We start from the raw sequence: 21,568 nt of genomic DNA, 5'->3' as shown, positions 1-21,568 counted from the left end.
CTAATTATAGCAAATTACACCGGGCACGGAACGCTTTCTTACTTAGTTTTGAAAAAACTTTGTAGTTCCGTTGTAATTTCAGCAATTGAGCCATTAATTGGTGGCATTGTTTTGGGTAACGCCTTTAAAATCGTTTGTCCGTACCGCTTAGTAACAAGACGATCATCTAAAATAACCGCAGCACCCGTATCTTGTTCCGTACGAATTAACCGGCCGATGCCCTGTCGTAACCGTAAAGCCGCTTTCGGCAAGGCTTCATTATAGAATGGATTAATCTTAGCTTGTCGTAATTGTTGGTAGCGGGCCTTAGTCGTGGTGCGATCTGGTGATTCAAAGGGCAATTGAGTGACGATTAATAATTCTAATTGGTCTTGTGGCAAATCAATGCCTTCCCAAAAACTGGCCGCCCCTAATAGAATCGCATGATCACCTTGGACAAAACGCCGCAATAATTTTTCGCGACTGCCATTGACACCTTGGGCCAAGATTTCACGATCTGCACTTAACTTCGTTTGATGCAGCCCATGAAAGACCGCTTCAATCATGTTCAACGAATTAAACAAGACTAACGTTTGCTTGGGCGTCGCCATCGCAATAGCATTAATTGCCTGCGTTAAATAGGCGACCCGCTGCTTGCCACCTGGTGATTCTTGACCAACGGCATCCGTGGCAATCAATAACCGCGCCTGCTTTTCTAAATCAAAGGGGGTTGATAATTGATGGTGGGCTGTGGTCTTTTCATCAAGGTCTAATTGGGTATAAACGTACTGTGACTTGCCAGTCGCAAATAACGTGGCGCCCGTAAACAAAGGCGCACTAAAATACGGATAAAGCTGTTCCTTAAAGTACCCCTTTGTATCAATCAAACTTCCTGACAAACTCAAGCTACCACGATCGTGCCACTGATTAAGCGTAATCCAAAAGACCCGCTGTTCACGCGTCGCTGGCATTAACCACGTTCGTAACAAATCATAGCCTTGTCGTAAATCCTGCATCCGATTATAAAAATCATCTAAGACATGTTGTTCTGAAGGTAAGACCTCCGCTTGATCGTGTTGATATTGTTCATTCAATTGTTGAAATTGTAAGAAACAATTTTCAATCGCCGTCTGCAACTGCTTAATCAAACTATTATGCGTGGCAAAAAAGGCTGTGACTGCTTCCGTCGTAATCGCAATTTCAACCGGCTGACTGCCACCTTTTTGTGTGACCACAAAGTCGCGCGCTAGCGCCGCTTGTAGTTGCTGCAAATGTAAATCCGTATCATTCAAGGAATTATCTAATAATTTTAACCGATAATCGGATTGTGGTTGTTCTGCAAACAGTGCCCGTAGATTCAGCCCGTGTTCTTGATCAATCCGACTGGTCAAACTATGACAAGCCGCCATGAAAAAGTTGAAGTCGAAGCGTTGTCGTGATTCTCGTAAAACACCGTCAGCGAGATGCTGCGCTTCATCTAAAACCAATAACGGCTGCTGCTGCCGACTGCCTAATTGCGCCACATGTTGCATCAAATAAGCATGATTCGTAATGACGAAGGTTGCTTGGGCCATCTGCTGATCCCGAAACCGTAAAAAATCATCTTTAAAGAACGGATCATCCGCCTTGAGTGAGGCCACCCCATGATGCGCAATTTCTTTAAAGTAAGGCGCCTGGTAAGTGGTCAGATGGAGTTCATCCAAATCACCCGTTGTGGTCGTAGTCAACCATACTAACACACGTAATTTTAGCAGTTGCGTCTGCTTGGAATGCTCATGTAATGCCAGTCCTCGCGCAAACCGGTCTAAATCAACGTAATGCTGATTCCCCTTAATGACGACTGCGGTGACCGGATTAGGTAATAACACGTTTAAGAGTTGAATGCCTTGGTCTAATAATTGATTCTGCAGCACCGTTGTGGCCGTACTAATGATAACTTGCCGTTGTCCTTGCGCCAAGTACGCCAATGGCAATAAATAGCCTAGCGTCTTACCAGTTCCGGTTGGTGCTTCAATTAATAACGGTTCATTTTGACTACTAGCTTTTGTATAATGCCGATAAATTTGGTTCATCATCCGTGCTTGCTGTGGTCGATACCGTAAATCCGTACCAAACAAATGCACTTTTTGCGCCTTAGTCAGCGGATAGCGGGCATCACTACGGCCAACTGGTTGTTGCGGCAACTTTTTTTTGCGCAATGCTAAACCGTTCTTAATCATCAAATCATGTGGTAATCGTCCCGGATGCTTTTTTCCTTGTTGCAACGCATACGCAAATAATTCCGCGGTATCGCGTGGTAATTCAGGTGTTAACTGCACCATTTGTTGCAACGTTGTCAGCGGTAAATGTGCTAAGCGTTGTTGCAAGAAGATAAACAAATGGGCTGTCGCAATTGCATCACTATCAGCAGCATGCGGATGTTGGTGTTCAATCGTTAATAGTGCACTTAAATCCCGTAACCGAAAGCTTGGGGCTGTTGGCAATAAAATCTGACTCAGCGAGACCGTATCAACTGCTTGAATCGGCAATTCTGGATAGCCAACTCGTTGTAATTCAGCGTTGATGAACGGTAAATCGAAATTAACATTGTGCGCCACAAAAACAGTGCCTTGTAAAAGACTATAAATCGTCCCTGCCAAGTCATCAAATGGCGGCGCTTTACGCACCCGCGCATTACTAATACCGGTTAGATTTTCAATCACCGGTGGCACTTTCGTTAGTGGATTAACATCCGCTGCAAAAGTATTAATTATTTTATTGTTTTTGACGAACGCACAGCCAATTTGAATGATACGATCGCCATCCTTAACACTAGTACCAGTTGTTTCAATATCAACAACGGCATAGGTCGTGTTTGGTTTCATGGTCATTTCCCCAAATTCAGTCTTTAATATTATTTTTTCTGAAAAAAATTATTCTCTTTAAATTATAGCATAGACGTAAAGCGAATTATGGTCGATTTCAAGCGTTATCGCACCCAATCAGTCCTAAAATTTAGCCCTAAGCTTACCATAATTGTTAGCCTAACTGGTCAGATTCAACTTTTAGCCACCAGACTCGTTCTAACCAGTCCAATTTTTATTAGGTTTAACTCAAACTTTTGTAACTGTTCTTTATAAATCCGATAAATTACTAACCGTCCCCTAATGGAACATAGCAAAAAACCAAATTCTAAGGTATCATTATCCTATTATTAATCCATTTAGAAAGGCAGCGACACGATTGAAAAATCTAGCTACCGGCACTAGTCATGCCAAAATCATTTTAATTGGCGAACATGGCGTCGTCTACGGACAACCTGCCATCGCCTTACCAATTTCGACGATTCAAATGCAAGCCGTCATTCACCGCCGTGATACGGCTCAAACGGTTAAAAGTCGTTACTTTAATGGGGATTTTCAAATGATGAGTGCTAACTTAGGGGGCATTCAAGCCTTAATTAAAACTTTGTTAGCTCGTTTTGAGCGCCCTAATCAAGGCTTCGACATCCACATCACCAGTGATATTCCTTCAGAACGCGGCATGGGTTCCTCAGCAGCGGCGGCGGTCGCGGTGACACGGGCGCTTTATGCTTTCTTTGAACAGCCTTTATCTCATCAGGAGTTACTCCGAACTGCTAATATTGCCGAAAGTTATACTCATGGGCAACCAAGTGGCTTAGATGTGGCAACCGCCAGTGCTAATTCACCGGTTTGGTTTATTAAAGATCGTGAAAACTTTCCAATTCCCATTAAATTACCAGGTTATTTAGTGATTGCAGATACTGGCATTAAAAGTCAGACCAAAGTAGCCGTAGCCACCGTTAAAAACCTCTTAATGGTTGAAGGCACAACTATTCAAAGTCGAATTGAGCACTTAGGTCAGCTCACCGAACAAACACGTTCAGCCTTAGCGACTGGCAATTTGACGGCCTTAGCAACGGCTTTGAACGGTGCACAAGATGATTTGCGTTCGTTAGGTGTTAGCCATCCGGCATTAGAACAGCTCCTAGCAGTGGCCCGTCAAAATGGTGCCGTTGCTGCAAAGTTAACGGGGAGTGGCCAAGGTGGCTGTCTCATTGCCATCGCGCCTGAAGCTAGCATTGCAAACAATCTTTCACAAAAGCTTTCCGCCGCTGGGGCGACCGCTACTTGGGTTGAACCCCTATTACCAACTGATTAATTTGGAGGACCCACATGTCAAAAACTGTTACCGCTAAAGCACATACCAATATTGCACTCGTTAAATACTGGGGGAAAAAAGATTCCACGTTGATGCTCCCCCAAAATGGCAGTATTTCATTAACTTTAGATCATTTTTATACCGAAACGAGTGTCACCTTTGATGCTAAGGCTAATCAAGATGTTATTTATTTTAATCAAACCAAGCTGGCCCCGGGCAAATCACACCGCATGGTCAGCTTTCTTGACCTGGTCCGCCAGTTGAGTGGTCAAACTGCCCGGGCAATTGTCAAAACAAGTAACCACGTCCCCACTTCGGCCGGCTTAGCCTCATCTGCTTCTGGGTTTGCAGCCCTAGCGGCAGCCAGTAGCCAAGCAGCGGGCTTAACCCTTACGCCGACTGAATTAAGCCGGCTAGCGCGGCGCGGATCTGGTTCAGCCACGCGGTCCGTTTTCGGCGGCTTCGTCGAATGGCATGCCGGCCATGATGATGCCAGTTCCTATGCAGAGTCCATTCAAGACCCCGTTGATTGGGACATCCAAATGATTGCAGTTGTCCTACAGGCGCATAAAAAGCCCGTCAGTTCAACTACCGGCATGGCTCGGGTCGTCCAGACATCTCCCTATTATTCTGCTTGGGTTAAAACAGCTAATCACGATTTAGCTCAGATGCGTACAGCCATCGCTGACCGGAACTTAACCGCTGTCGGTGAAATTGCTGAAACCAACGCCATGCGGATGCACGCTTTAAATCTAAGCGCCAAACCAGCTTTTAATTATTTTACCGCAGATACGTTAACAACTATCAAAATCGTCGAAAACTTGCGTGCACGGGGGGTTAACTGTTATTATACTTTGGATGCTGGACCCAACGTGAAGATTATTTGTGCTAGTAAAGATACCGCTAAAATCACCAGCGCCTTACAAACGCACTTTACTGCCGAACAACTCATCATTGCTAAACCCGGCCCAGGAATTACAATGACAACCAATTAATTTTGACTTAATTTTGACTGGTAGTGACTAACTGCGTGTGGTTCCACTACCATGAAAGGACATGATGGCATGATTACGGTGAAAGCACCTGGAAAACTCTACATTGCAGGGGAATATGCAGTGGTCGAGTCTGGCTTTCCGGCCATTATTGTGGCTCTCGATCAATTCGTAACGGCCACAATTTCACCTAGTGATACTTTCGGGAGTATCGTTTCAAAGCAATATCAAGAAAACTCAATCTTTTGGCAACGCCGTGGGAACAAGATGGTTTTTGACAATCGGGATAACCCATTCCACTATATTCTTTCAGCTATCAGCCTAACTGAAAGTTATGCCCGTGAAGCTGGGCGTGAACTGGGCGTGTATCACCTCGGGATTAATAGCGAGCTAGATAGTTCCGATGGCAAAAAATACGGTTTAGGCTCATCTGCCGCCGTCACTGTTGCCACAGTCAAAGCGCTCTGTGAGTTCTATCACTTATCAATGGATAAAAATAAACTTTTTAAATTAGCTGCGATTGCCCACCTCTCCGTCCAAGGTAACGGGTCACTAGGAGATATTGCGGCAAGCGTTTATGGCGGCTGGATTGCTTACCATTCATTTGATCGGCAATGGTTAGCTGAACAACGAAAAACAGCGTCACTAACTGACTTACTGGCAATGGACTGGCCAGACTTAAATATTGAACTGCTAACACCGCCAGCAGATCTTCGCCTGATTATCGGTTGGACCGGCTCACCCGCTTCAACTTCACACTTAGTCGACAAGGTGGCCTTGGTGAAAGCGAAGCAAAAGTCCGAGTATCAGACCTTTTTAGCTGCTAGTAAAGCTTGCTTAAAACGAATGATTCAGGGCTTTCACGCGCATAATCTAGCTGAAATCCAAGCTGAACTACGTCAAAATCGACAATTACTACAAACATTAGGGACCTTTAGTCAGGTCACGATTGAAACACCCATGCTCAAAAAGATGATTACCATCGCCGAAGCCGCCGGTGCGGCCGCCAAAACCTCTGGTGCTGGTGGTGGTGACTGTGGTATCGTCTTAATTGACCAAGCCATCAATCCAACCCCACTTTTAAAACAATGGGCGCATGATGGCATCGAACGCTTAAACTTAAACGTGCATTTAGTTGGTGATAGTCCAATCTCGAAAGCTTAAACCGACTTTAAATACGAATCGCTCCGGCCACTAAGCAGGTCGCGGTGCCGATTCGTTTTTTTGAACTTAATTTTATTTATTTGGAGGTGGCCCATGCCACAAAGTATGCAATCTCATCGTAAAGATGAACACGTCTCATTAGCTGAAAAATATTACCATGCCGATCAACCAAATGGATTCGACGAGCTCCGCCTGCGTCACGATGCCTTGCCAGAAACCACAGTGGCAGAAATTTCAACCCAAGCTACCGTTGGAAAATGGCACTGGGCTACCCCGCTTTATATCGAAGCGATGACGGGTGGTTCAGTTCAAACCGGACGTTTAAATACCCGTCTAGGCAAAATCGCCGCCGCCTGTCACTTACCAATTGCCACTGGTTCTCAAAGTGTCGCTATTAAAGATCCCAGCTTAGCCCCAACTTTTACTAGCTTGCGTACCGCTAATCCAACGGGCTTAGTCTTTGCCAATCTTGGTGCTGGTCATTCTCTAACCGCTGCTAAAACAGCTATTCAAATGTTAACAGCTGATGCGCTAGAATTGCACTTAAACGTTGTTCAAGAAATCGTCATGCCGGAAGGTGACCGCGACTTTAAATGGTTAGCGAACATTCAACAGTTAGCGACTTCCTTGCCAGTTCCAATCATTGCTAAAGAAGTGGGCTTTGGTATCTCTAAGCCCACGATGACTCAGCTTTATCAAGCCGGCGTCCGCTACCTTGACTTAGGCGGACACGGTGGTACTAACTTTGTTGAAATTGAAAACCGTCGCCGCCCAGCGCGTGATATGGCTTATCTAAACAACTTCGGTCTCTCAACTGTTGAATCTTTATTAGCCGTTCAAGACCATCCGCAAGATTTAACGATTTTAGCAGCCGGTGGTATCCGGCAGCCATTAGATGCCTTAAAGGCCCTAATCCTCGGTGCTGATGCAGTGGGCATCGCCGGCGTCGTGTTACACGCCCTTTTACATCACACCGATGCCGAAGTCATTGACCAGTTAAATGACTGGCAGGCGCAATTCAAATTACTAATGGCGCTAGTCGGAGCTAAAAAAATTACTGACTTACATCAAATGCGTGATAAATTAATCTTTTCTCCCACCCTGTTGGCCTATACCAAAACGCTGGCACACTAATAAGCACGTAAGCCAATTGTTAGCTTGCTGACGCGTATTTATCTAAATGAGCGGCCATTCTATTTTTTGGAATGACTGCTCATTTTTAGATTAAGCGCTATAAACTGCCTTTTAGCACACGTTTCAGCACTTTTGGCGATAAATACTAGATTTCTTTAGATATGCCACTATCCTTTCAAACGTCAATCTTATCCAATTAGCGTTACTTTCGGTAAGCTAAACTTAAACGGATGGGAGCGATTAAAATGTTAATTTGTCAAAACTGTGGTAAACCATTAAACAAACGTGATCGGGCCTACTTTCTTTTTGAGGTCCCCAAACCAGCGCTAACTGAAATTCGCTCATTTTTAAAGACCAATTCGGTCAGCTACTGTACCTATTGCATTCAGGTCCTCCGTCAACGGACGGTTAGTCTTTAACGCAAAAAACCTCGCGCTGCTATAACTGCGCGAGGTTTTTTTACATTAAAGATAGTCCTACTATAGCGTTGAATTTTCCGTTGTCGCTAAGAAACGTAACCCTTTTGGAAAGAAATTTTTCACGGTCCGGCCAACAACTTTCCCAAAACCAACTGGTAAGCCGGCACAGGTTAGTACCACAAAACCGGCCGTTGCTGGCGCCGTTAGTTCAAAAGTTTCGCCATGAACATATTTTGCCCATTGCGTTGCAGTGATGGACAATTTAGGTAGGTTCAAATCATCACTAGCCAAGGCTAAAGCATAACTAGGTTCAAATCGTTTTTTCTTAAAGGTGCCTAATTGAATGCCTGGGCGAAAAACTTTTAGCCGGCGCGTGACTGGCATCATTGCTGGTAAGCCATACAACTGATCACCATGTGCTTGCAAGACCAGCTCAGGAAAGTTAGTCACCTGCAATTGCGTTAAGAATTGGTGCCATAATTGCCGCTGAGTTGGCGTTAAGCTATCACGAACAACTTTGACTGGCTTAACCTTGGTCTCATCGCGGTAAACCAGCTTTGCAATAAAATGGCCTTCACCACGCACTAAGTGTGGAAATAACCGGACAGCCTTCGCTAATTCAGGATTATTATCAGCCCATTCGGGTTTAGCCGCCACCATGCCGGCACTTTTTTCGATTGGTTCTAACGCCAAGGCTGGATAAGTCGCCAATAACCATGCAATCATTTGTTCGTCTTCTTCAGGCGCAAACGTACACGTTGAATAAATCAAATGCCCACCTGGCCGTAACATCTTAACCGTCTCAGTTAGAATTTCACGTTGCCGGGTAGCACATTCGGCGGGATACGCAGGAGACCAATATTGCATCGCATCGGGGTCCTTACGAAACATCCCTTCGCCAGAACAAGGGGCATCCACTAAAATACGGTCAAAAAACTGTGGTAGAGCCTTCGCTAAATGGGCGGGTGTTTCATTCATAATCACAGCATTGCGGGCCCCATACCGCTCAACATTATCGCCCAACGCGGTGACACGCTTGGGATTGATTTCATTCGTGACTAATAACCCTGTTTGCTTTAAATAACTTAATAGATGCGTCGTCTTGCCACCAGGGGCCGCACATAAATCTAAAACCCGCTCATTCAATTCTGGTCGCGCCACTTCCCCAACAGTCATCGCACTAGGTTCTTGGCTGTAGACAGCCCCAGCTAAGTGTTCTAGCGAGTTACCATTAACCTTGCCATAATAGCCAATTTCACTATAAGCAATCGGATCAGCCATTTTAGCACGCATTGCGGGCGTCACTGATTTTTCTGGATTAACGCGGAAGCCTTTTTCAACCGATTCATCAAACGCCGCAAAAAAAGCAGGCGCTTCTGAACCAAGTAATTTTTGATATTTTGTAATAAATTCTGCTGGTAAGTTCAACCGTCAGTCCTCCTAATTCAAAACATGATCATAGAATAGATTACCACACTTCGAACTACCCTCGCTGGTTCACATTCGCATTCTTTCAGAAAATATGCTAAATTGAAAAGACTAAGCGTATTTCTGATAATTGAGGTGTTTTTTTAATGGAACGAAAACTAATTGCATTAGATTTAGACGGCACCACGTTGAATGCCAGTTCTAAATTAAACCTACCCACCATCAAAATCATGCAATGCCTGCAGACGGCCGGTCACTTAGTTAGCATCATTACCGGTCGTTCTTATCAAGGCTCGCAACTGATTTATGATGAGCTCCAACTAACCAGTCCCATGATTAATTTTAATGGTTCACTGGGTCATTTACCCCACCAACATTGGGATTCAGAATATCAATTCACGGTTAATAAAGCGATTGTCTTAGCTTTGGTGCAACATCGTGAACAATTGGGAATTAATCAAATTATTGCTGAAAACAAAAACAGCACCTTAACAGCGGGAAAAGACTTAATTGCAGGTCAATTCTTTCCTGAAATTGCCAAAAGTCGGCCAATTACGCCAGCCAATTTAACCCATAATCCTAACTCACTGGTTTTACTCGTCAAATCCGCCCAACGACCAGCCATCATTGCTTGGATTAACGACCACTTTGGTGATTTCGTCGATGTTGGCGTTTGGGGTGGGCCAAATGCTATCTTGGAAATCACGTCTAAGGGCGTGCATAAGGCCAAAGGTGTCGCTTACTTAGCTGATCAATTCCATATTCAACGCCAAAATATCATTGCCTTTGGCGACGAACATAATGATTTAGAAATGTTACAATATGCTGGCCTCGGCGTCGCCATGCGTAACGGTACTGCTAGTATCAAGGCAACCGCGGATGACGTGACCGCCTATGACAATGAACAAAATGGTGTGGCCCGCTATCTACAAGATTATTTTAAATTAGCTGAATAGGTCCAAACTAAAACCTCCATGTCGCCATGGAGGTTTTAGTTACGATTATTTCTCATAATGGCGCGCCCGATACCAACAGGAGCCACCAATCACCAATATTGCAATAAAAAAAGCAATACTGATTTCATTCACTTTAGTTGTACTATCATTTTCATTAGTTGCTACTAACAATAATGCACCGCTGCGGCTATCAATCACTTCTTGGCGTTTAACCTGATGTCTATTTTTTGACGTCGTTTGCACCACAGTCGGTTCTGCTTGGTGCGCTTGAGCAACTTGGGTCATGCCGCCTACAACTAACAACAAGCTCGCAATTAGTCCCCCCATCACGCGCCAACTAATTCGATTTAACCAGTCGAATTCTGGTTGTTTTTTTTTCACGAAAAACCGCCCCTCCAAGTCAGCTTAGTTACAGTGAATAAGTCTAATTTAGCGCAGTTGGTCGTGAATGAAAAACTTATTGTTTTATTTGGAAGGCTTATTAATATTCCCGTGTATTTATGTCTGACCCAAGGCGATTATTATTAAATTTTAGTCGTACAAAGGCACTTGGGGGTTGCCCCAAATGCCTTTCAATTCAGTGATGCTTTTTAGAACTCTGACGCCTTTCACTACGTTTAACCTCGGTCTGTAATGCGTCTACTTTTTGGGTTAAGGTCTCAATTTTAGCTAGCAATAACTGAATATCAGCTTGACTGTCATCAGGCTTCAGCACACTATTTTCGCTAGTCTGAGTCGTGAAGAAATCCGTAATCGTACTGGTCAATAACCCAATAAAACCAATCCCACCAAACATTAGCGCTGCGGCGATGATTTTACCTACTGGCGTATGCGGTGTCTCATCGCCATAACCGACTGTTGTCGCCGTGGTAATCGCCCACCACAGGGAATTCGATAAACTTTGATGTTCAAATACTGAAAACAGTAACGCGCTTAACACAATAATTGCAATACTAATTGAAAATAGATAAATAAAGCCCGTACTATATACAAAACGATGAAAATCATGCGACCACTTGCCATCTAATCCTAAACGCCAAAAAAGATGGTGATACTGAATCATCCGCGCCAACCGACCCAAACGAAACAGCGCAAAAATTGGATGCATTGGGATAATCCCAATCAAATCAAACGCTGAATGAATCAAAAACGTTTTACGATCATGGGCAGTCACAAAGCGAACTAAGTAATCAATCGCAAAGACCGCCAATAAACTATTAGCCACCACCCGTTCCACTTGCCAATCACCAATATGAAACGTCATTAATATAACATTGCCAACGGACAAGAGGGTTAGTATCGTGACTGCTAAATGATAGCCGACGACTAAACTTTGCTGTCGTTTCCCCATATAATCAGACTCCTAAATATAAACTAGTTAATAATATAGTCTTATCGACTTAAATTAACTAGTCACGACCCCCTAAATTTATTGGTTTGTTAAGATTCTCAATCCGCACAAACAAAATGACGTCCAGACTAACCCCGCAAAGAGTCGTTGGACGCCAAATGATTAACCTAAATCGCCAGTTAAGAACTGCGCTTGACCCTGACCAAAACTCCAATCAGCATCCGTATTGACACTCAAATTAATCATCACATCTTCTGGCCGCAACCCCAGCTCCGCCTGTAACGTTGCCACTAAGTCTCGATAAAATGCTTTCTTCTGGGCTTCCGTCCGCGGTCTTGTCACGAGACTAAAAACCAAGACTTGCTCCGTCCGCTTAAACCCCAAACCAGTGTCTAAAATTTGCATTTCAACGGGCTCGTGCTGCGTCACGATCTGATACCGATCGCCAACTGGAGCATCAAATGCCTTTAACATGACCGCATAAGAAATATCCAAAATTTGTTTAATTTCTGCATCCGTCCGACCTTTAATCATATCAATTTTCATAAATGGCATGCGCTAATCTCCTTAAGTTAAATCTAATAGTTGCGGTAATATCTCAATGACCAAACAAACTTAACAACTTTGAGTGACCGCTAATCAAGAAAACACAATCCAAGCTAGCATCATTAATTTAATTATTTACCTTCGTCACCAACGGCACATCTAACCGGACCAAATCGGCATATGTCTCGCGCTGAACAACCAACTGGCTATGACCATCCTCACAAAAGACGACTGCTGGCCGCGGATTGCGGTTATAGTTACTTGCCATTGAATATCCATAGGCACCCGTATCTAAGACAGCTAAAATATCACCTGGTTGGGTGGCCGGCAACTGCTGATTCCAAATTAACATATCGCCAGATTCACAATATTTACCGGCAATCGAAACAACTTCATCACTTGGTAACGTTGGATTCTTAGCTAAGACAGCTTCGTATTTGGCTTCATACAAGGCTGGTCGAATATTATCACCCATCCCACCATCAACGGCCAAATACTTTCGGATTCCAGGAATTTCTTTAGTGGCCCCCAACGTATACAATGTCATCCCGGCCGTTGCGACTAATGACCGCCCCGGTTCAATCCAGATTTCTAACATTGGCACAGCATGTGCTTGCGTTTGCGCGATGGTCTCCTTAATGATTGCATCCACAAATTCAGTTGGTAATAGCGGTTGATCAGCCGACGTGTACTTGACGCCGAAGCCGCCCCCAACATTCATAATTTTAGGATAAAAGTTTAACTCGGTCTGCCAACGGGCAAATAAAGCCACTAGCTTATCCACGATCAACTTAAAGCCATCGACTTCAAAAATCTGAGAACCAATATGACAATGAATCCCGACCAAGTCTAAGTATGGCGCAGCTTGTGCTTGTTTAACCGCCGTATCTGCTTGACCACTAGTCAAGTCAAAGCCAAACTTAGAATCAGCTTGACCGGTCGAAATATACTCATGGGTATGCGCTGAAATTCCAGGTGCAATCCGTAACATAATGGTCGTTAATTGTTCACGTTCAGCCGTTAATTGCGCTAATAATTGCAATTCATAAAAGTTATCAACCATAATGCAACCGACACCATAATCAAGCGCCATCGTTAATTCTTCAATGGACTTATTATTACCATGAAATGATAACTTAGCCATCGGAAAATCGGCTTGTTTGGCAGTATATAATTCCCCACCAGAAACGACATCACAGTGAATCCCAGCTTGGGCTGCCAACTGATACATCGCAACTGTCGCAAAAGCCTTACTAGCATAACTAATCTGATAATGCACTTGATTGGCTTCAAAGACCTGTTTGAACGCTGCAATTTCAGTCCGGATTGCCCCTGTATCATAGACATAGAGTGGGGTTTGATACTGTTGCGCTAACGCCAGCGTATCGACCCCACCGACCGTTAAATGTTTCGCCGTATTCAAAACTGCTGGCGTAATTTGTTCATTCACAATTTAACCTCACTTTTTATTAGACGACGTGACTTGATTCAAAAAAAACCGGCCCTTTAAACCGGCCGGTCCAAGTAAATCACCGCTTATTCAGCAGCTTCGTCACTCTTTAACACCCCACCAACACTGTAGCGGTCTTTTTGCATTTCATTCAAGATGACATGAATATGTTCAGCCGGCGCGCCAGTATTCTTACTAACGGCCGTCGTCACGTCCTTAACTAGTGCTTTAAGTTGTGATTGTGAACGTCCGGCAATTAAATCAATGTGTACGATTGGCATGTGGTCACACTCCTATTATTATCTTATAAAATCTAATCATACCTTAATTTTCTAATTTTGCAACTGTTGGCGTTGTTCCGCCTGCTCCCGCTCATTCATAAATAGGCCACTAGTATCAACTGTATTTAAAATATTAATAAACGCATGCGCATCAGTGGTACTCACTGACGCCTGTAACGCGTATAATTCATAGCGATTTAAAACGACCATTAACGTCGCATTCGGTTGACCAGAATACGCCCCTTTGGAATCAGTCATCGTGACACCCCGTAGAATCGCCGTTTGAATGGCTTGTGCCACTGCATCTGGCTTAGTTGTCACAATAATGGCGGTCAACTTTTGATGCCGCGTATGAATTAAATCAACCATTCTTGTTGCCGCATAAATCGAGATGATTGTAAATAACGCATTTTCCCAACTAAACAACAGGCCCGACATTAGAATAATGACAAAATTTATCAAGAACATCAAACTGCCAACGGTCCGTCCTGTTGCTCGCTCTAATACGAGGACGATAATATCAAAACCGCCCGTCGAAAAGCCGTAACGCATCGTTATGCCAATACCGACCCCGGTCAAGATTCCCCCAAACAAAGCGCCCAGTAGCGGATTATGTGCAATATTTGTGACCGGCATCAAGACTGCGGCCAGCGACGTTAAAAAGGCCGTTACAAAACTCATAATCGTAAAGCGATGTCCTAACTTAAACCAACCTAACAAGGCAATTGGGACGTTAAATGCTAGGATATAGTATCCGGTATTAATTTGCAGTCCAAGTGGTTTGCCTACTGAATATAACAGCTGAGCAATCCCATTAACCCCACCACTAAACGTGTTTGCCGGAATTAAAAATTCATTCAATGCAAATGCTGAAACCACCGCCGAAGCCACCATGACAACTAGCTGCCAGAGAAAGGCTAATCGTGGATTTGAAAGATGTGACATGCCCTAACCTTCTTTTCCTATTTTCTCACTTGCTATTATAGCGAAAAAGCCCCATTTATTCATATAAATGCTAAAATTAGATTAGAAATTTTTTTGTCGGTTTACTTTTAGAAAGAAGGTCCCTTATGCTGACCCATCAGTTTAATCCTTATTCCGCTTGTACCAGTATCCTAGTCGGTAAAAATGCCACCGCGGATGGCTCGACCATGATTGGCCGCAATGAAGATTCACGAGCCGCTTGGGCGAAAAAATTCGTCGTTCACGCACATGCTGAATTTACCACTGCTCCAACGTTTAAATCGGCGGATGCTGACCATCCGTTTGAGCTGACTTTACCCAAAATCCGTGCTAAATATACCGCCACCCCCGAATGGACCCCGAAGTTTGGGTTATTTGAGGAAGACGGCATTAATGAATATGGCGTCGCTATGAGTGCCACCGAGAGTGCTTATTGTAATACACGGGTCCTCGCCGCCGATCCATACGTGCAAAATGGTATTGGTGAAGAAGCGATGGTTACCGTAACATTACCCTACATTCATTCAGCACGGGCCGGGGTGGAACGCCTCGGTCATATTATTGAAACCGCTGGGACTTATGAGACTAACGGTATTCTTTTTAGCGATGCCGAAGAAGTCTGGTACATGGAAACAGGTGCTGGCCATTATTGGGTGGCCCAACGGATTCCTGACGACGCCTATGCGGTCGTTGCTAACCAGTTAGCTATTCAAGAAATTGATTTAGCCGACCACGAGAATTTCTTATATGCGAAAGGGATTCGTGATTTCGTTGTGGACCATCAGTTAGCCTCAATGACCAACGGCTTGAATTTCCGGGAGGTCTTCGGAACCGCCGACGTTTCAGATCAACACTACAATACCCCTCGCGTTTGGGATGGGCAGCGTTACTTTAGTCCCGAAATCGACCAAACACCTGAATCATTTAACTTACCCTTTATTCAGCGTGCGAACCGATTGATTCATATTGACGAGGCGCAACACTTCTTAGCCTCACACTATGAAGGTACCCCCTTTGATCCCGTTGGCGGTGGTAGTGATGCCGATAAGCACCGCTATCGTCCAATCAGCCTAGCCAAAACTCAGGAATCACACGTCCTGCAAATTCGGCCGGACCAGCCAACCGCAACTAGCGGCATTCACTGGTTAGCGATGGGCGTCGCCGCCGAAAGTGTCTACGTACCCTTTTATGCGGGCGCAGACACTACTCCAGCTGCCTATCAATTAGCGACTGAAAAGTTTGACCCGCAGTCCGCCTATTGGATTTTTAAACACGTTGGCGTCTTAGTCGATGCTCATTATCACGACCTGCATCCCCAATTACAAACCGTACAACAGGATTTAGCGATTCAGCTCGGTCATCACCTAATAACGACGGATGCCACCCTTAAAACCTTAGCAGCGACTGCCTTGCCAGCCGCACTTGATCAAGCCAATACAACTGCGGCAACCTTAGCTTTAACGGCCATGCAACAACTGACGGCCGACTTGATTACCACTAGCACGGACCTGTCACCCTTAAATTATCAAACCGATTTGAATCTATAACTAGTTGAAGTAAACCCGTTATTTCCTGATATACAGTTATCGTTTTGATAAGTGTGAGCATATTATTGGTCATCCTTTAAAATCTACGTCATAATAATGACAATTCTTATTATTAAGGGAGGTTATCTTATGAGTTTAGATGAAAAGATCGACAGCACTAAAGATAAAGTTAGTGGTAAGGCTAAAGAGGTTGAAGGAAAAGTTACCGGTGATAAAGCCCGCGAAACTGAGGGTAAAACAGAAGGATTGATTGGCAAAGCTAAAGAAAAATTAGCGGATGCCAAAGACTCAGTCAAAGGTGCCGTAGATGGTGCCAAAGAAAAATTAAATCAGTCAGATAAATAGATTGTCACACGAATCAGCGTCGCCTAATTTGCCGAACTTATGGCTTTGGGCGACGCTGTTTTTTATTACATCAGTTCACCACTTGCCGCTTGAAATAAATGACGACATCACCACATCTAAAACCAACTGTATTGGTGAAGATAAGTATGACAGTATATTAATTACCAGTGCTGTCTGGATCTGATAAAACCAAGATAATTCGAGCAACACTAACAATTTTCTTGTTGCTGCTCACATTATTAGTCAAAATACCCCATATTATTAGTTTAATCAACTGCGTTTTATATTTATACTTAATTTAATGGTCTTTTTAATAACTGGGGATTTTTAAGGCCTATTAATCAAGCTATGTTGCCATAGTATGACGATTTAAATTAGTACTACGACCAGATACGGAAGTCGCTAAAAGCTGAGAAATTTTGGAGGAAACAGAATGTTATTTGTTAGTGGTCTCGGCCTTATTTTATTGATTATCGGTGCAATCTTCTTTTTTATCGATTACGCTAAAGGAACTCATAAGAAATTATCTTACATTTTAATGGCTATTGGACTCATAATTGCCATTGGTGGTTATTTTGGTAACACCTATCAGATCAAGCAGGAACAAATCCGGCAGGCAAAAATTGAAAAAAATAAAGAAAAAACCTTTGCCAGCAATTATTCAAATATACGTTACTATACTTATACTACCGGTATCAAAGCTGAAAAGATTGGTGATAAACTGACGTCCGTTTGGCATGATGCTATTTGGAATGATAACGGTGTTACCGTTGATGGCAAAAGCTATACTGACTTCAACAAAGCAATTGAAGCGCAATACGCTGTTTACACATCCGAAGGCACGATTGATAAAATGGATACGGCTTTGAGCCATCTTGAATCAACGTATGCCACGCTCAAGCAAAATGTCACCAATAAGAATGAAACCAAACTGGCTGATGCTAAAAAAGCAGTCAAAGATGCCAAAAAGTTTGTTAATTTGGTCGAAAATCCTAGTGGTAATTACAGCACCTTTTCAGACAATATTAGTGAAGCTGACGCTAATTTAAGTGATGATTTATAAACTTTACTAATTACTAACTTATCGTTAAAAATCAATCGACCCGCTAGCCAAAAATGGTTAACGGGTCGATTGATTTTTACCAGTTTAATTGCTATTTAACTTCCGAAGTATTAATAATCGGTTGTGAACCCCGCTCCGAAATAATGGTGACCATCATGTTATTTATCAATTGTAATTTCTTATCATCTGAAAATTGCATCCCGGTATCCTTCTCCAAACGCCGAATCGTCTCTTCCGTAATTGAAACAGCCCCTTCTACAATCACCTTACGCGCCGAAAGAATTGCAGAGGATTGTTGGCGCTGTAACATGGCACTGGCAATTTCAGTTGCATAGGCTAAATGAGTCAACCGTGTTTCTAAGATTTCTACACCAGCGACAGTTAACCGTGCCTGTAATTCAGCCGTTAGTCGATCAGACACTTCCGTTGGATTACTACGTAACGTTAACTTCTTGTCATCATCAAAAGTATCATAGGGATACTCAGAAGCAACGTGGCGCACAGCCGATTCACTCTGAATCTGCACAAACTGTTCATAATCATCAACTGCAAACAAGGCCATACTGGTATCAACTACTTTGAACACAATGACAGCCGCAATCTCAACAGGATTACCACGTAAATCGTTCACTTTTAAAATGGCACTATTAAAATTACGTACTCTTAGTGAGATTGAAAACTTACTCGTTAAGGGGACTGTCATAAATAAGCCAGAATCACGAATTGTGCCAATATATTTTCCAAAAAAGGTCATCACCCGTGCCTCATTAGGCCCCACAATAGTTAACGAGCTTGCACCAAGACCCGCAATAATAATTAAAATAGCGCCTAAAAAGACTGTCATCAACTGATTAGTCGTGCTTCCCGACCAGACTAACCAGCCACCACCGAAAACAAATAAAATAGCTAAGACTAACCCAATATACCCATTAATATGAAAAACTTGCTTTTCTTTCATACTTAAAAGCCCCCTTTTATATTCTAAGTATACCTGTCAAAATTAGTAAAACCAGTTTAATTGCTTCAATTCTATCCCCGCAACCTAAAAATGACATTTAACCAGCCAATGGCTACTTAAATGTCATTTTAATATTAATTTGAGCTGAACTAATGTGTCATCTGACGATTGCGCATAAAGATTGCTGCACATAACCCACCAACAAGCACAATGCCGGCCGCAGTCAAGGTCACTGCCCGCGTCCCATTAGCATACGCTTGCCAAACAAGTTGTTGAACCGTCTTAGCAAACGGCATTTGACTCAATCGGTGACTGTAAGCAATCGCATGACCTGAGAACGGCCCCGCCTTTACTAAAGCCGCATGGATGGCAGTAGCGGAAACTTTTGGTAACTTAGCCTGACTGAAATGTTGGGTTAAATACTGCTCGTAGACATTACTTTGAACTAGGCCCATGGTCACGATACCAAGTGTGACCCCAATCTGCCGAAAGACATTAATTAAGCCGGATGCCATCCCCATTTCACGGACAGCAACTCCTTCCATACCCGCAGAATTCAGCAAAGGATTAACCATACCGTTAGTGATCCCCATTAAAACCATGCCGGGCCACAATTGCGCAAAAGATACTTTAACCGTCATGGCATTGGCTAACATCAAAAACCCAATGCCGCCCAAGAACAGGCTACCGCTAATCATCCATTTCTTAGAATACCGATTCCCTAAATACCCTGTGACTGGCCCTAAAATTAGCGACCAAATACTGATTGTTAATTGCCGGACCCCCGCATCCAACGCTGAATACCCCATATAGTTTTGCATGAGTGCAGTAAGATAAGTGTTATACGAATAAATCCCAGCTCCCAAAGTTAGGGCAACAATGACAGTCCCAATAAAATGAGGATTTTTAAACATGGTTAAGTTGACCATGGGTTGCTTCGTATGGGCTTCCACAAAAATGAAAAGTCCAAAACATACGACCGCAGTACCTAACCATAGCAACATATGTGTGCTTGTCCAACCCCATGTTGGATGATTTTCTTTTGAAATCAACCCATAAATCAAGGCAAATAAGCTCGCTGCTGACAAAAACATCCCAATAAAATCAATTTTCTTACTAGTGCTGATATCAGGAACCTCGTCGACATAAATCAACGTTAAAATAATGGCAATTAATCCAATCGGAATATTGACGTAAAAAATAGACCGCCAACCAAATAACGCCACCAAATAGCCGCCAATTAGTGGCCCTGAAGCTGAAGATAGCCCAATCACGGATCCTAAAATTCCTAACGCTACGCCCCGTTGGCTCCCTTTAAAACTAACGGCTACGAGTGCCATCGCCAAGGCATTCATCCCAGCACCACCAAGTGCTTGAACGCCACGACCAATGTCGAGGACTAACAAAGATGGTGCAAGTCCGTTAACTGCTGACGCTAAGACAAAAATCCCTAGTGAAATCACAAAAATTTTCTTTAAGCCATACATATCACCAATTTTAGACACGATCAGTAGCGTGACCCCTAAAACTAGCGAATATGCATTTAACACCCATTGCACATTATTAAATGATTCATTAAAATCACGGACCATTGTTGGTAACGCCACATTTACAATCGTGACATCTAAAAGTGCCATAAAGACGCCCAGTGATAGAGCAACTAACCCAATCCATTTCCGATATTCTTTAGTCATTGTTGGTTATTCCTCCATGTGCTGCAATCGCTTGTTGCACTTTTTCTAATTGTTGATTACTCCATTTGATTTTAGCTTCACTCTCAGCAATCTGTAAACTGAGTGTACGCAGTCCCCAATCGATTGAATCCTGGTTTGAGCCTGCTGCTGCTACTTTTCTTTCTACATGCACATAAATCCGTTGATAACTTTGTAAATCAGTCAAGACAGCATTTTTATAGTCATTCAAAATTTGGCTTTGAACTACCGGTGTTTCCGCTGCCATCCCCTTAAACTTAAACCGATAGATGGATTCTCGTTTCGCATCCATCGGTACTGGCGCTAACAACATCGCATGTAAATGCGCCTTGCCAGTAGGTGTCAAATGAGCCAACCGCTTACCACGTGAATTTTCGGTAGCGGCCAAAAAAACAATATCATCAGCGGCTGCCAATTTATCCAGCAAGGGATACATGACGCCATTTGAGATTTTACGCCGTGGCACCAGCGCATTCTCGAGCACTTTACACAGCTTATAACCCGACCGATCATGCTCAAGTAATGCCCCCAATACCAATAAATCATACATTCGAGGATCCTCCTATCTGATAAGTCTTAACGACTTATTAAGTATAGGTCTTTTCGACTCATTGTCAATTGTCATTTAAAATTTTTCTAAATCAAGATTGACAAAAAAACACAAAAAAAGCCAATTAACTGAAAACTCAGTTAATTGGCCCATTAAACTTAAGCAAATGCTTGTTGTTTAATTAATTTTAAATTAGTTACGGCGACGTTCTGGAATCCGCGCAGCCTTACCATGTAAGTCACGTAAGTAGTATAACTTAGCACGACGAACACGACCTTGACGGACAACATCGATTGAAGCAACCCGTGGTGTGTGTAATGGGAAAGTCCGTTCAACACCGACACCGTTACTGATTTTACGAACTGTATAAGTTTCGCTAATTCCAGAACCGTGACGCTTGATAACGACACCTTCAAATAATTGGATCCGTTCACGTGTGCCTTCAACAACTCGGGCATGGATGCGAACAGTATCACCGGCACGGAAATCAGGGACATCCGTACGGAGTTGTTCATTGGTAAGCTTTTCGATCAATTGGTTTTGACGCATAATTTAGTTCTTCCTTTCGC

At 43.3% G+C, this 21,568-nt stretch carries 20 protein-coding genes; 8 read left to right on the top strand and 12 right to left on the bottom strand.

The annotated features are described in order from the left end of the window. Positions 1-38 precede the first annotated feature (38 nt). Positions 39-2,843 carry a helicase C-terminal domain-containing protein gene (locus C5Z25_RS00430; RefSeq protein WP_105450660.1) on the bottom strand — a complete coding sequence of 935 codons (2,805 nt, stop codon included), beginning with the start codon at positions 2,841-2,843 and terminating at the stop codon, positions 39-41. A gap of 358 nt (positions 2,844-3,201) precedes the next feature. Here C5Z25_RS00430 and mvk point away from each other — a divergent pair, with 358 nt between their 5' ends. From mvk to fni, 4 genes are all read left to right on the top strand, one after another. Further along, on the top strand, positions 3,202-4,140 hold the full coding sequence (gene mvk, locus C5Z25_RS00425; protein ID WP_105450658.1) for a mevalonate kinase: 939 nt from the start codon (positions 3,202-3,204) through the stop codon (positions 4,138-4,140). Positions 4,141-4,154: 14 nt separating this feature from the next. Continuing rightward, positions 4,155-5,135: a diphosphomevalonate decarboxylase gene (gene mvaD, locus C5Z25_RS00420; RefSeq protein ID WP_105450656.1), complete on the top strand. Its 981-nt coding sequence runs from the start codon at positions 4,155-4,157 to the stop codon at positions 5,133-5,135. Between the two features lie 69 nt (positions 5,136-5,204). Further along, positions 5,205-6,296 carry a phosphomevalonate kinase gene (locus C5Z25_RS00415; protein WP_105452807.1) on the top strand — a complete coding sequence of 364 codons (1,092 nt, stop codon included), beginning with the start codon at positions 5,205-5,207 and terminating at the stop codon, positions 6,294-6,296. Between the two features lie 93 nt (positions 6,297-6,389). Continuing rightward, on the top strand, positions 6,390-7,430 hold the full coding sequence (fni, locus tag C5Z25_RS00410; protein ID WP_105450654.1) for a type 2 isopentenyl-diphosphate Delta-isomerase: 1,041 nt from the start codon (positions 6,390-6,392) through the stop codon (positions 7,428-7,430). A 479-nt stretch (positions 7,431-7,909) separates the two neighbouring features. On the opposite strand, the gene C5Z25_RS00405 is transcribed toward fni, so the two are convergent. Further along, positions 7,910-9,277, bottom strand: coding sequence for an RsmF rRNA methyltransferase first C-terminal domain-containing protein (locus C5Z25_RS00405; protein WP_105450652.1), 1,368 nt, complete (start codon positions 9,275-9,277; stop codon positions 7,910-7,912). Positions 9,278-9,423: 146 nt separating this feature from the next. Between C5Z25_RS00405 and C5Z25_RS00400 the strand changes: the two genes are divergently transcribed. Beyond that, positions 9,424-10,233: a Cof-type HAD-IIB family hydrolase gene (locus tag C5Z25_RS00400; RefSeq protein ID WP_105450650.1), complete on the top strand. Its 810-nt coding sequence runs from the start codon at positions 9,424-9,426 to the stop codon at positions 10,231-10,233. A gap of 45 nt (positions 10,234-10,278) precedes the next feature. Here C5Z25_RS00400 and C5Z25_RS00395 read toward each other — a convergent pair whose 3' ends face one another. The 6 genes from C5Z25_RS00395 to C5Z25_RS00370 all read right to left on the bottom strand — a co-directional run bounded on the left by C5Z25_RS00395 (position 10,279) and on the right by C5Z25_RS00370 (position 14,806). Continuing rightward, complete coding sequence (locus C5Z25_RS00395) at positions 10,279-10,614, bottom strand: hypothetical protein (RefSeq protein ID WP_105450648.1); 336 nt, start codon at positions 10,612-10,614, stop codon at positions 10,279-10,281. Positions 10,615-10,810: 196 nt separating this feature from the next. Next, positions 10,811-11,584 carry a potassium channel family protein gene (locus tag C5Z25_RS00390; protein ID WP_105450646.1) on the bottom strand — a complete coding sequence of 258 codons (774 nt, stop codon included), beginning with the start codon at positions 11,582-11,584 and terminating at the stop codon, positions 10,811-10,813. A gap of 162 nt (positions 11,585-11,746) precedes the next feature. Continuing rightward, positions 11,747-12,139, bottom strand: coding sequence for a tautomerase family protein (locus C5Z25_RS00385; RefSeq protein WP_105450644.1), 393 nt, complete (start codon positions 12,137-12,139; stop codon positions 11,747-11,749). 118 nt (positions 12,140-12,257) lie between these two features. Further along, positions 12,258-13,580: a diaminopimelate decarboxylase gene (gene lysA / locus C5Z25_RS00380; protein WP_105450642.1), complete on the bottom strand. Its 1,323-nt coding sequence runs from the start codon at positions 13,578-13,580 to the stop codon at positions 12,258-12,260. 86 nt (positions 13,581-13,666) lie between these two features. Next, a complete protein-coding gene (gene thmT / locus C5Z25_RS00375; protein ID WP_105448366.1) occupies positions 13,667-13,861 on the bottom strand; it encodes a 2-hydroxymuconate tautomerase in 195 nt (64 codons plus the stop codon). 51 nt (positions 13,862-13,912) lie between these two features. Next, on the bottom strand, positions 13,913-14,806 hold the full coding sequence (locus tag C5Z25_RS00370) for a YitT family protein (RefSeq protein WP_105450640.1): 894 nt from the start codon (positions 14,804-14,806) through the stop codon (positions 13,913-13,915). 125 nt (positions 14,807-14,931) lie between these two features. Here C5Z25_RS00370 and C5Z25_RS00365 point away from each other — a divergent pair, with 125 nt between their 5' ends. From C5Z25_RS00365 to C5Z25_RS00355, 3 genes are all read left to right on the top strand, one after another. Continuing rightward, the gene (locus tag C5Z25_RS00365; protein WP_105450638.1) at positions 14,932-16,371 is read left to right on the top strand and encodes a C69 family dipeptidase; all 1,440 of its coding nucleotides are present in this window, start codon (positions 14,932-14,934) and stop codon (positions 16,369-16,371) included. 129 nt (positions 16,372-16,500) lie between these two features. Further along, a complete protein-coding gene (locus tag C5Z25_RS00360; protein WP_105448363.1) occupies positions 16,501-16,716 on the top strand; it encodes a CsbD family protein in 216 nt (71 codons plus the stop codon). 433 nt (positions 16,717-17,149) lie between these two features. Continuing rightward, complete coding sequence (locus C5Z25_RS00355) at positions 17,150-17,779, top strand: hypothetical protein (RefSeq protein ID WP_105450636.1); 630 nt, start codon at positions 17,150-17,152, stop codon at positions 17,777-17,779. A gap of 91 nt (positions 17,780-17,870) precedes the next feature. On the opposite strand, the gene C5Z25_RS00350 is transcribed toward C5Z25_RS00355, so the two are convergent. The 4 genes from C5Z25_RS00350 to rplS form a co-directional block, all read right to left on the bottom strand. Beyond that, on the bottom strand, positions 17,871-18,737 hold the full coding sequence (locus tag C5Z25_RS00350) for an SPFH domain-containing protein (RefSeq protein ID WP_105450635.1): 867 nt from the start codon (positions 18,735-18,737) through the stop codon (positions 17,871-17,873). 149 nt (positions 18,738-18,886) lie between these two features. Beyond that, positions 18,887-20,431, bottom strand: coding sequence for an MFS transporter (locus C5Z25_RS00345; protein ID WP_105450633.1), 1,545 nt, complete (start codon positions 20,429-20,431; stop codon positions 18,887-18,889). After that, positions 20,424-20,999: a PadR family transcriptional regulator gene (locus tag C5Z25_RS00340; RefSeq protein WP_105450631.1), complete on the bottom strand. Its 576-nt coding sequence runs from the start codon at positions 20,997-20,999 to the stop codon at positions 20,424-20,426. Before C5Z25_RS00340 ends, C5Z25_RS00345 begins: the two co-directional genes overlap by 8 nt. 192 nt (positions 21,000-21,191) lie before the next feature. Further along, positions 21,192-21,548 (bottom strand): 50S ribosomal protein L19, encoded by a 357-nt coding sequence (rplS, locus tag C5Z25_RS00335; protein ID WP_105450629.1) that lies wholly within the window; start codon positions 21,546-21,548, stop codon positions 21,192-21,194. Positions 21,549-21,568 lie beyond the last annotated feature (20 nt).

This window comes from Lactobacillus sp. CBA3605, from assembly GCF_002970915.1.
In the GTDB taxonomy this organism is placed as follows: domain Bacteria; phylum Bacillota; class Bacilli; order Lactobacillales; family Lactobacillaceae; genus Lactiplantibacillus.
Note: the sequence above shows the minus strand (reverse complement) of the source record. Positions and strands in the feature narration are given on the sequence as shown.

Bases quoted from the DNA above. Each gene is read 5' to 3' on its own strand.
- C5Z25_RS00430 (WP_105450660.1), bottom strand. From the start codon at position 2,843: ATGAAACCAAACACGACCTATGCCGTTGTTGATATTGAAACAACTGGT.
- mvaD (WP_105450656.1), top strand. From the start codon at position 4,155: ATGTCAAAAACTGTTACCGCTAAAGCACATACCAATATTGCACTCGTT.
- C5Z25_RS00415 (WP_105452807.1), top strand. From the start codon at position 5,205: ATGATTACGGTGAAAGCACCTGGAAAACTCTACATTGCAGGGGAATAT.
- fni (WP_105450654.1), top strand. From the start codon at position 6,390: ATGCCACAAAGTATGCAATCTCATCGTAAAGATGAACACGTCTCATTA.
- C5Z25_RS00400 (WP_105450650.1), top strand. From the start codon at position 9,424: ATGGAACGAAAACTAATTGCATTAGATTTAGACGGCACCACGTTGAAT.
- C5Z25_RS00390 (WP_105450646.1), bottom strand. From the start codon at position 11,584: ATGGGGAAACGACAGCAAAGTTTAGTCGTCGGCTATCATTTAGCAGTC.
- C5Z25_RS00385 (WP_105450644.1), bottom strand. From the start codon at position 12,139: ATGCCATTTATGAAAATTGATATGATTAAAGGTCGGACGGATGCAGAA.
- thmT (WP_105448366.1), bottom strand. From the start codon at position 13,861: ATGCCAATCGTACACATTGATTTAATTGCCGGACGTTCACAATCACAA.
- C5Z25_RS00370 (WP_105450640.1), bottom strand. From the start codon at position 14,806: ATGTCACATCTTTCAAATCCACGATTAGCCTTTCTCTGGCAGCTAGTT.
- C5Z25_RS00365 (WP_105450638.1), top strand. From the start codon at position 14,932: ATGCTGACCCATCAGTTTAATCCTTATTCCGCTTGTACCAGTATCCTA.
- C5Z25_RS00360 (WP_105448363.1), top strand. From the start codon at position 16,501: ATGAGTTTAGATGAAAAGATCGACAGCACTAAAGATAAAGTTAGTGGT.
- C5Z25_RS00355 (WP_105450636.1), top strand. From the start codon at position 17,150: ATGTTATTTGTTAGTGGTCTCGGCCTTATTTTATTGATTATCGGTGCA.
- C5Z25_RS00350 (WP_105450635.1), bottom strand. From the start codon at position 18,737: ATGAAAGAAAAGCAAGTTTTTCATATTAATGGGTATATTGGGTTAGTC.
- C5Z25_RS00345 (WP_105450633.1), bottom strand. From the start codon at position 20,431: ATGACTAAAGAATATCGGAAATGGATTGGGTTAGTTGCTCTATCACTG.
- C5Z25_RS00340 (WP_105450631.1), bottom strand. From the start codon at position 20,999: ATGTATGATTTATTGGTATTGGGGGCATTACTTGAGCATGATCGGTCG.
- rplS (WP_105450629.1), bottom strand. From the start codon at position 21,548: ATGCGTCAAAACCAATTGATCGAAAAGCTTACCAATGAACAACTCCGT.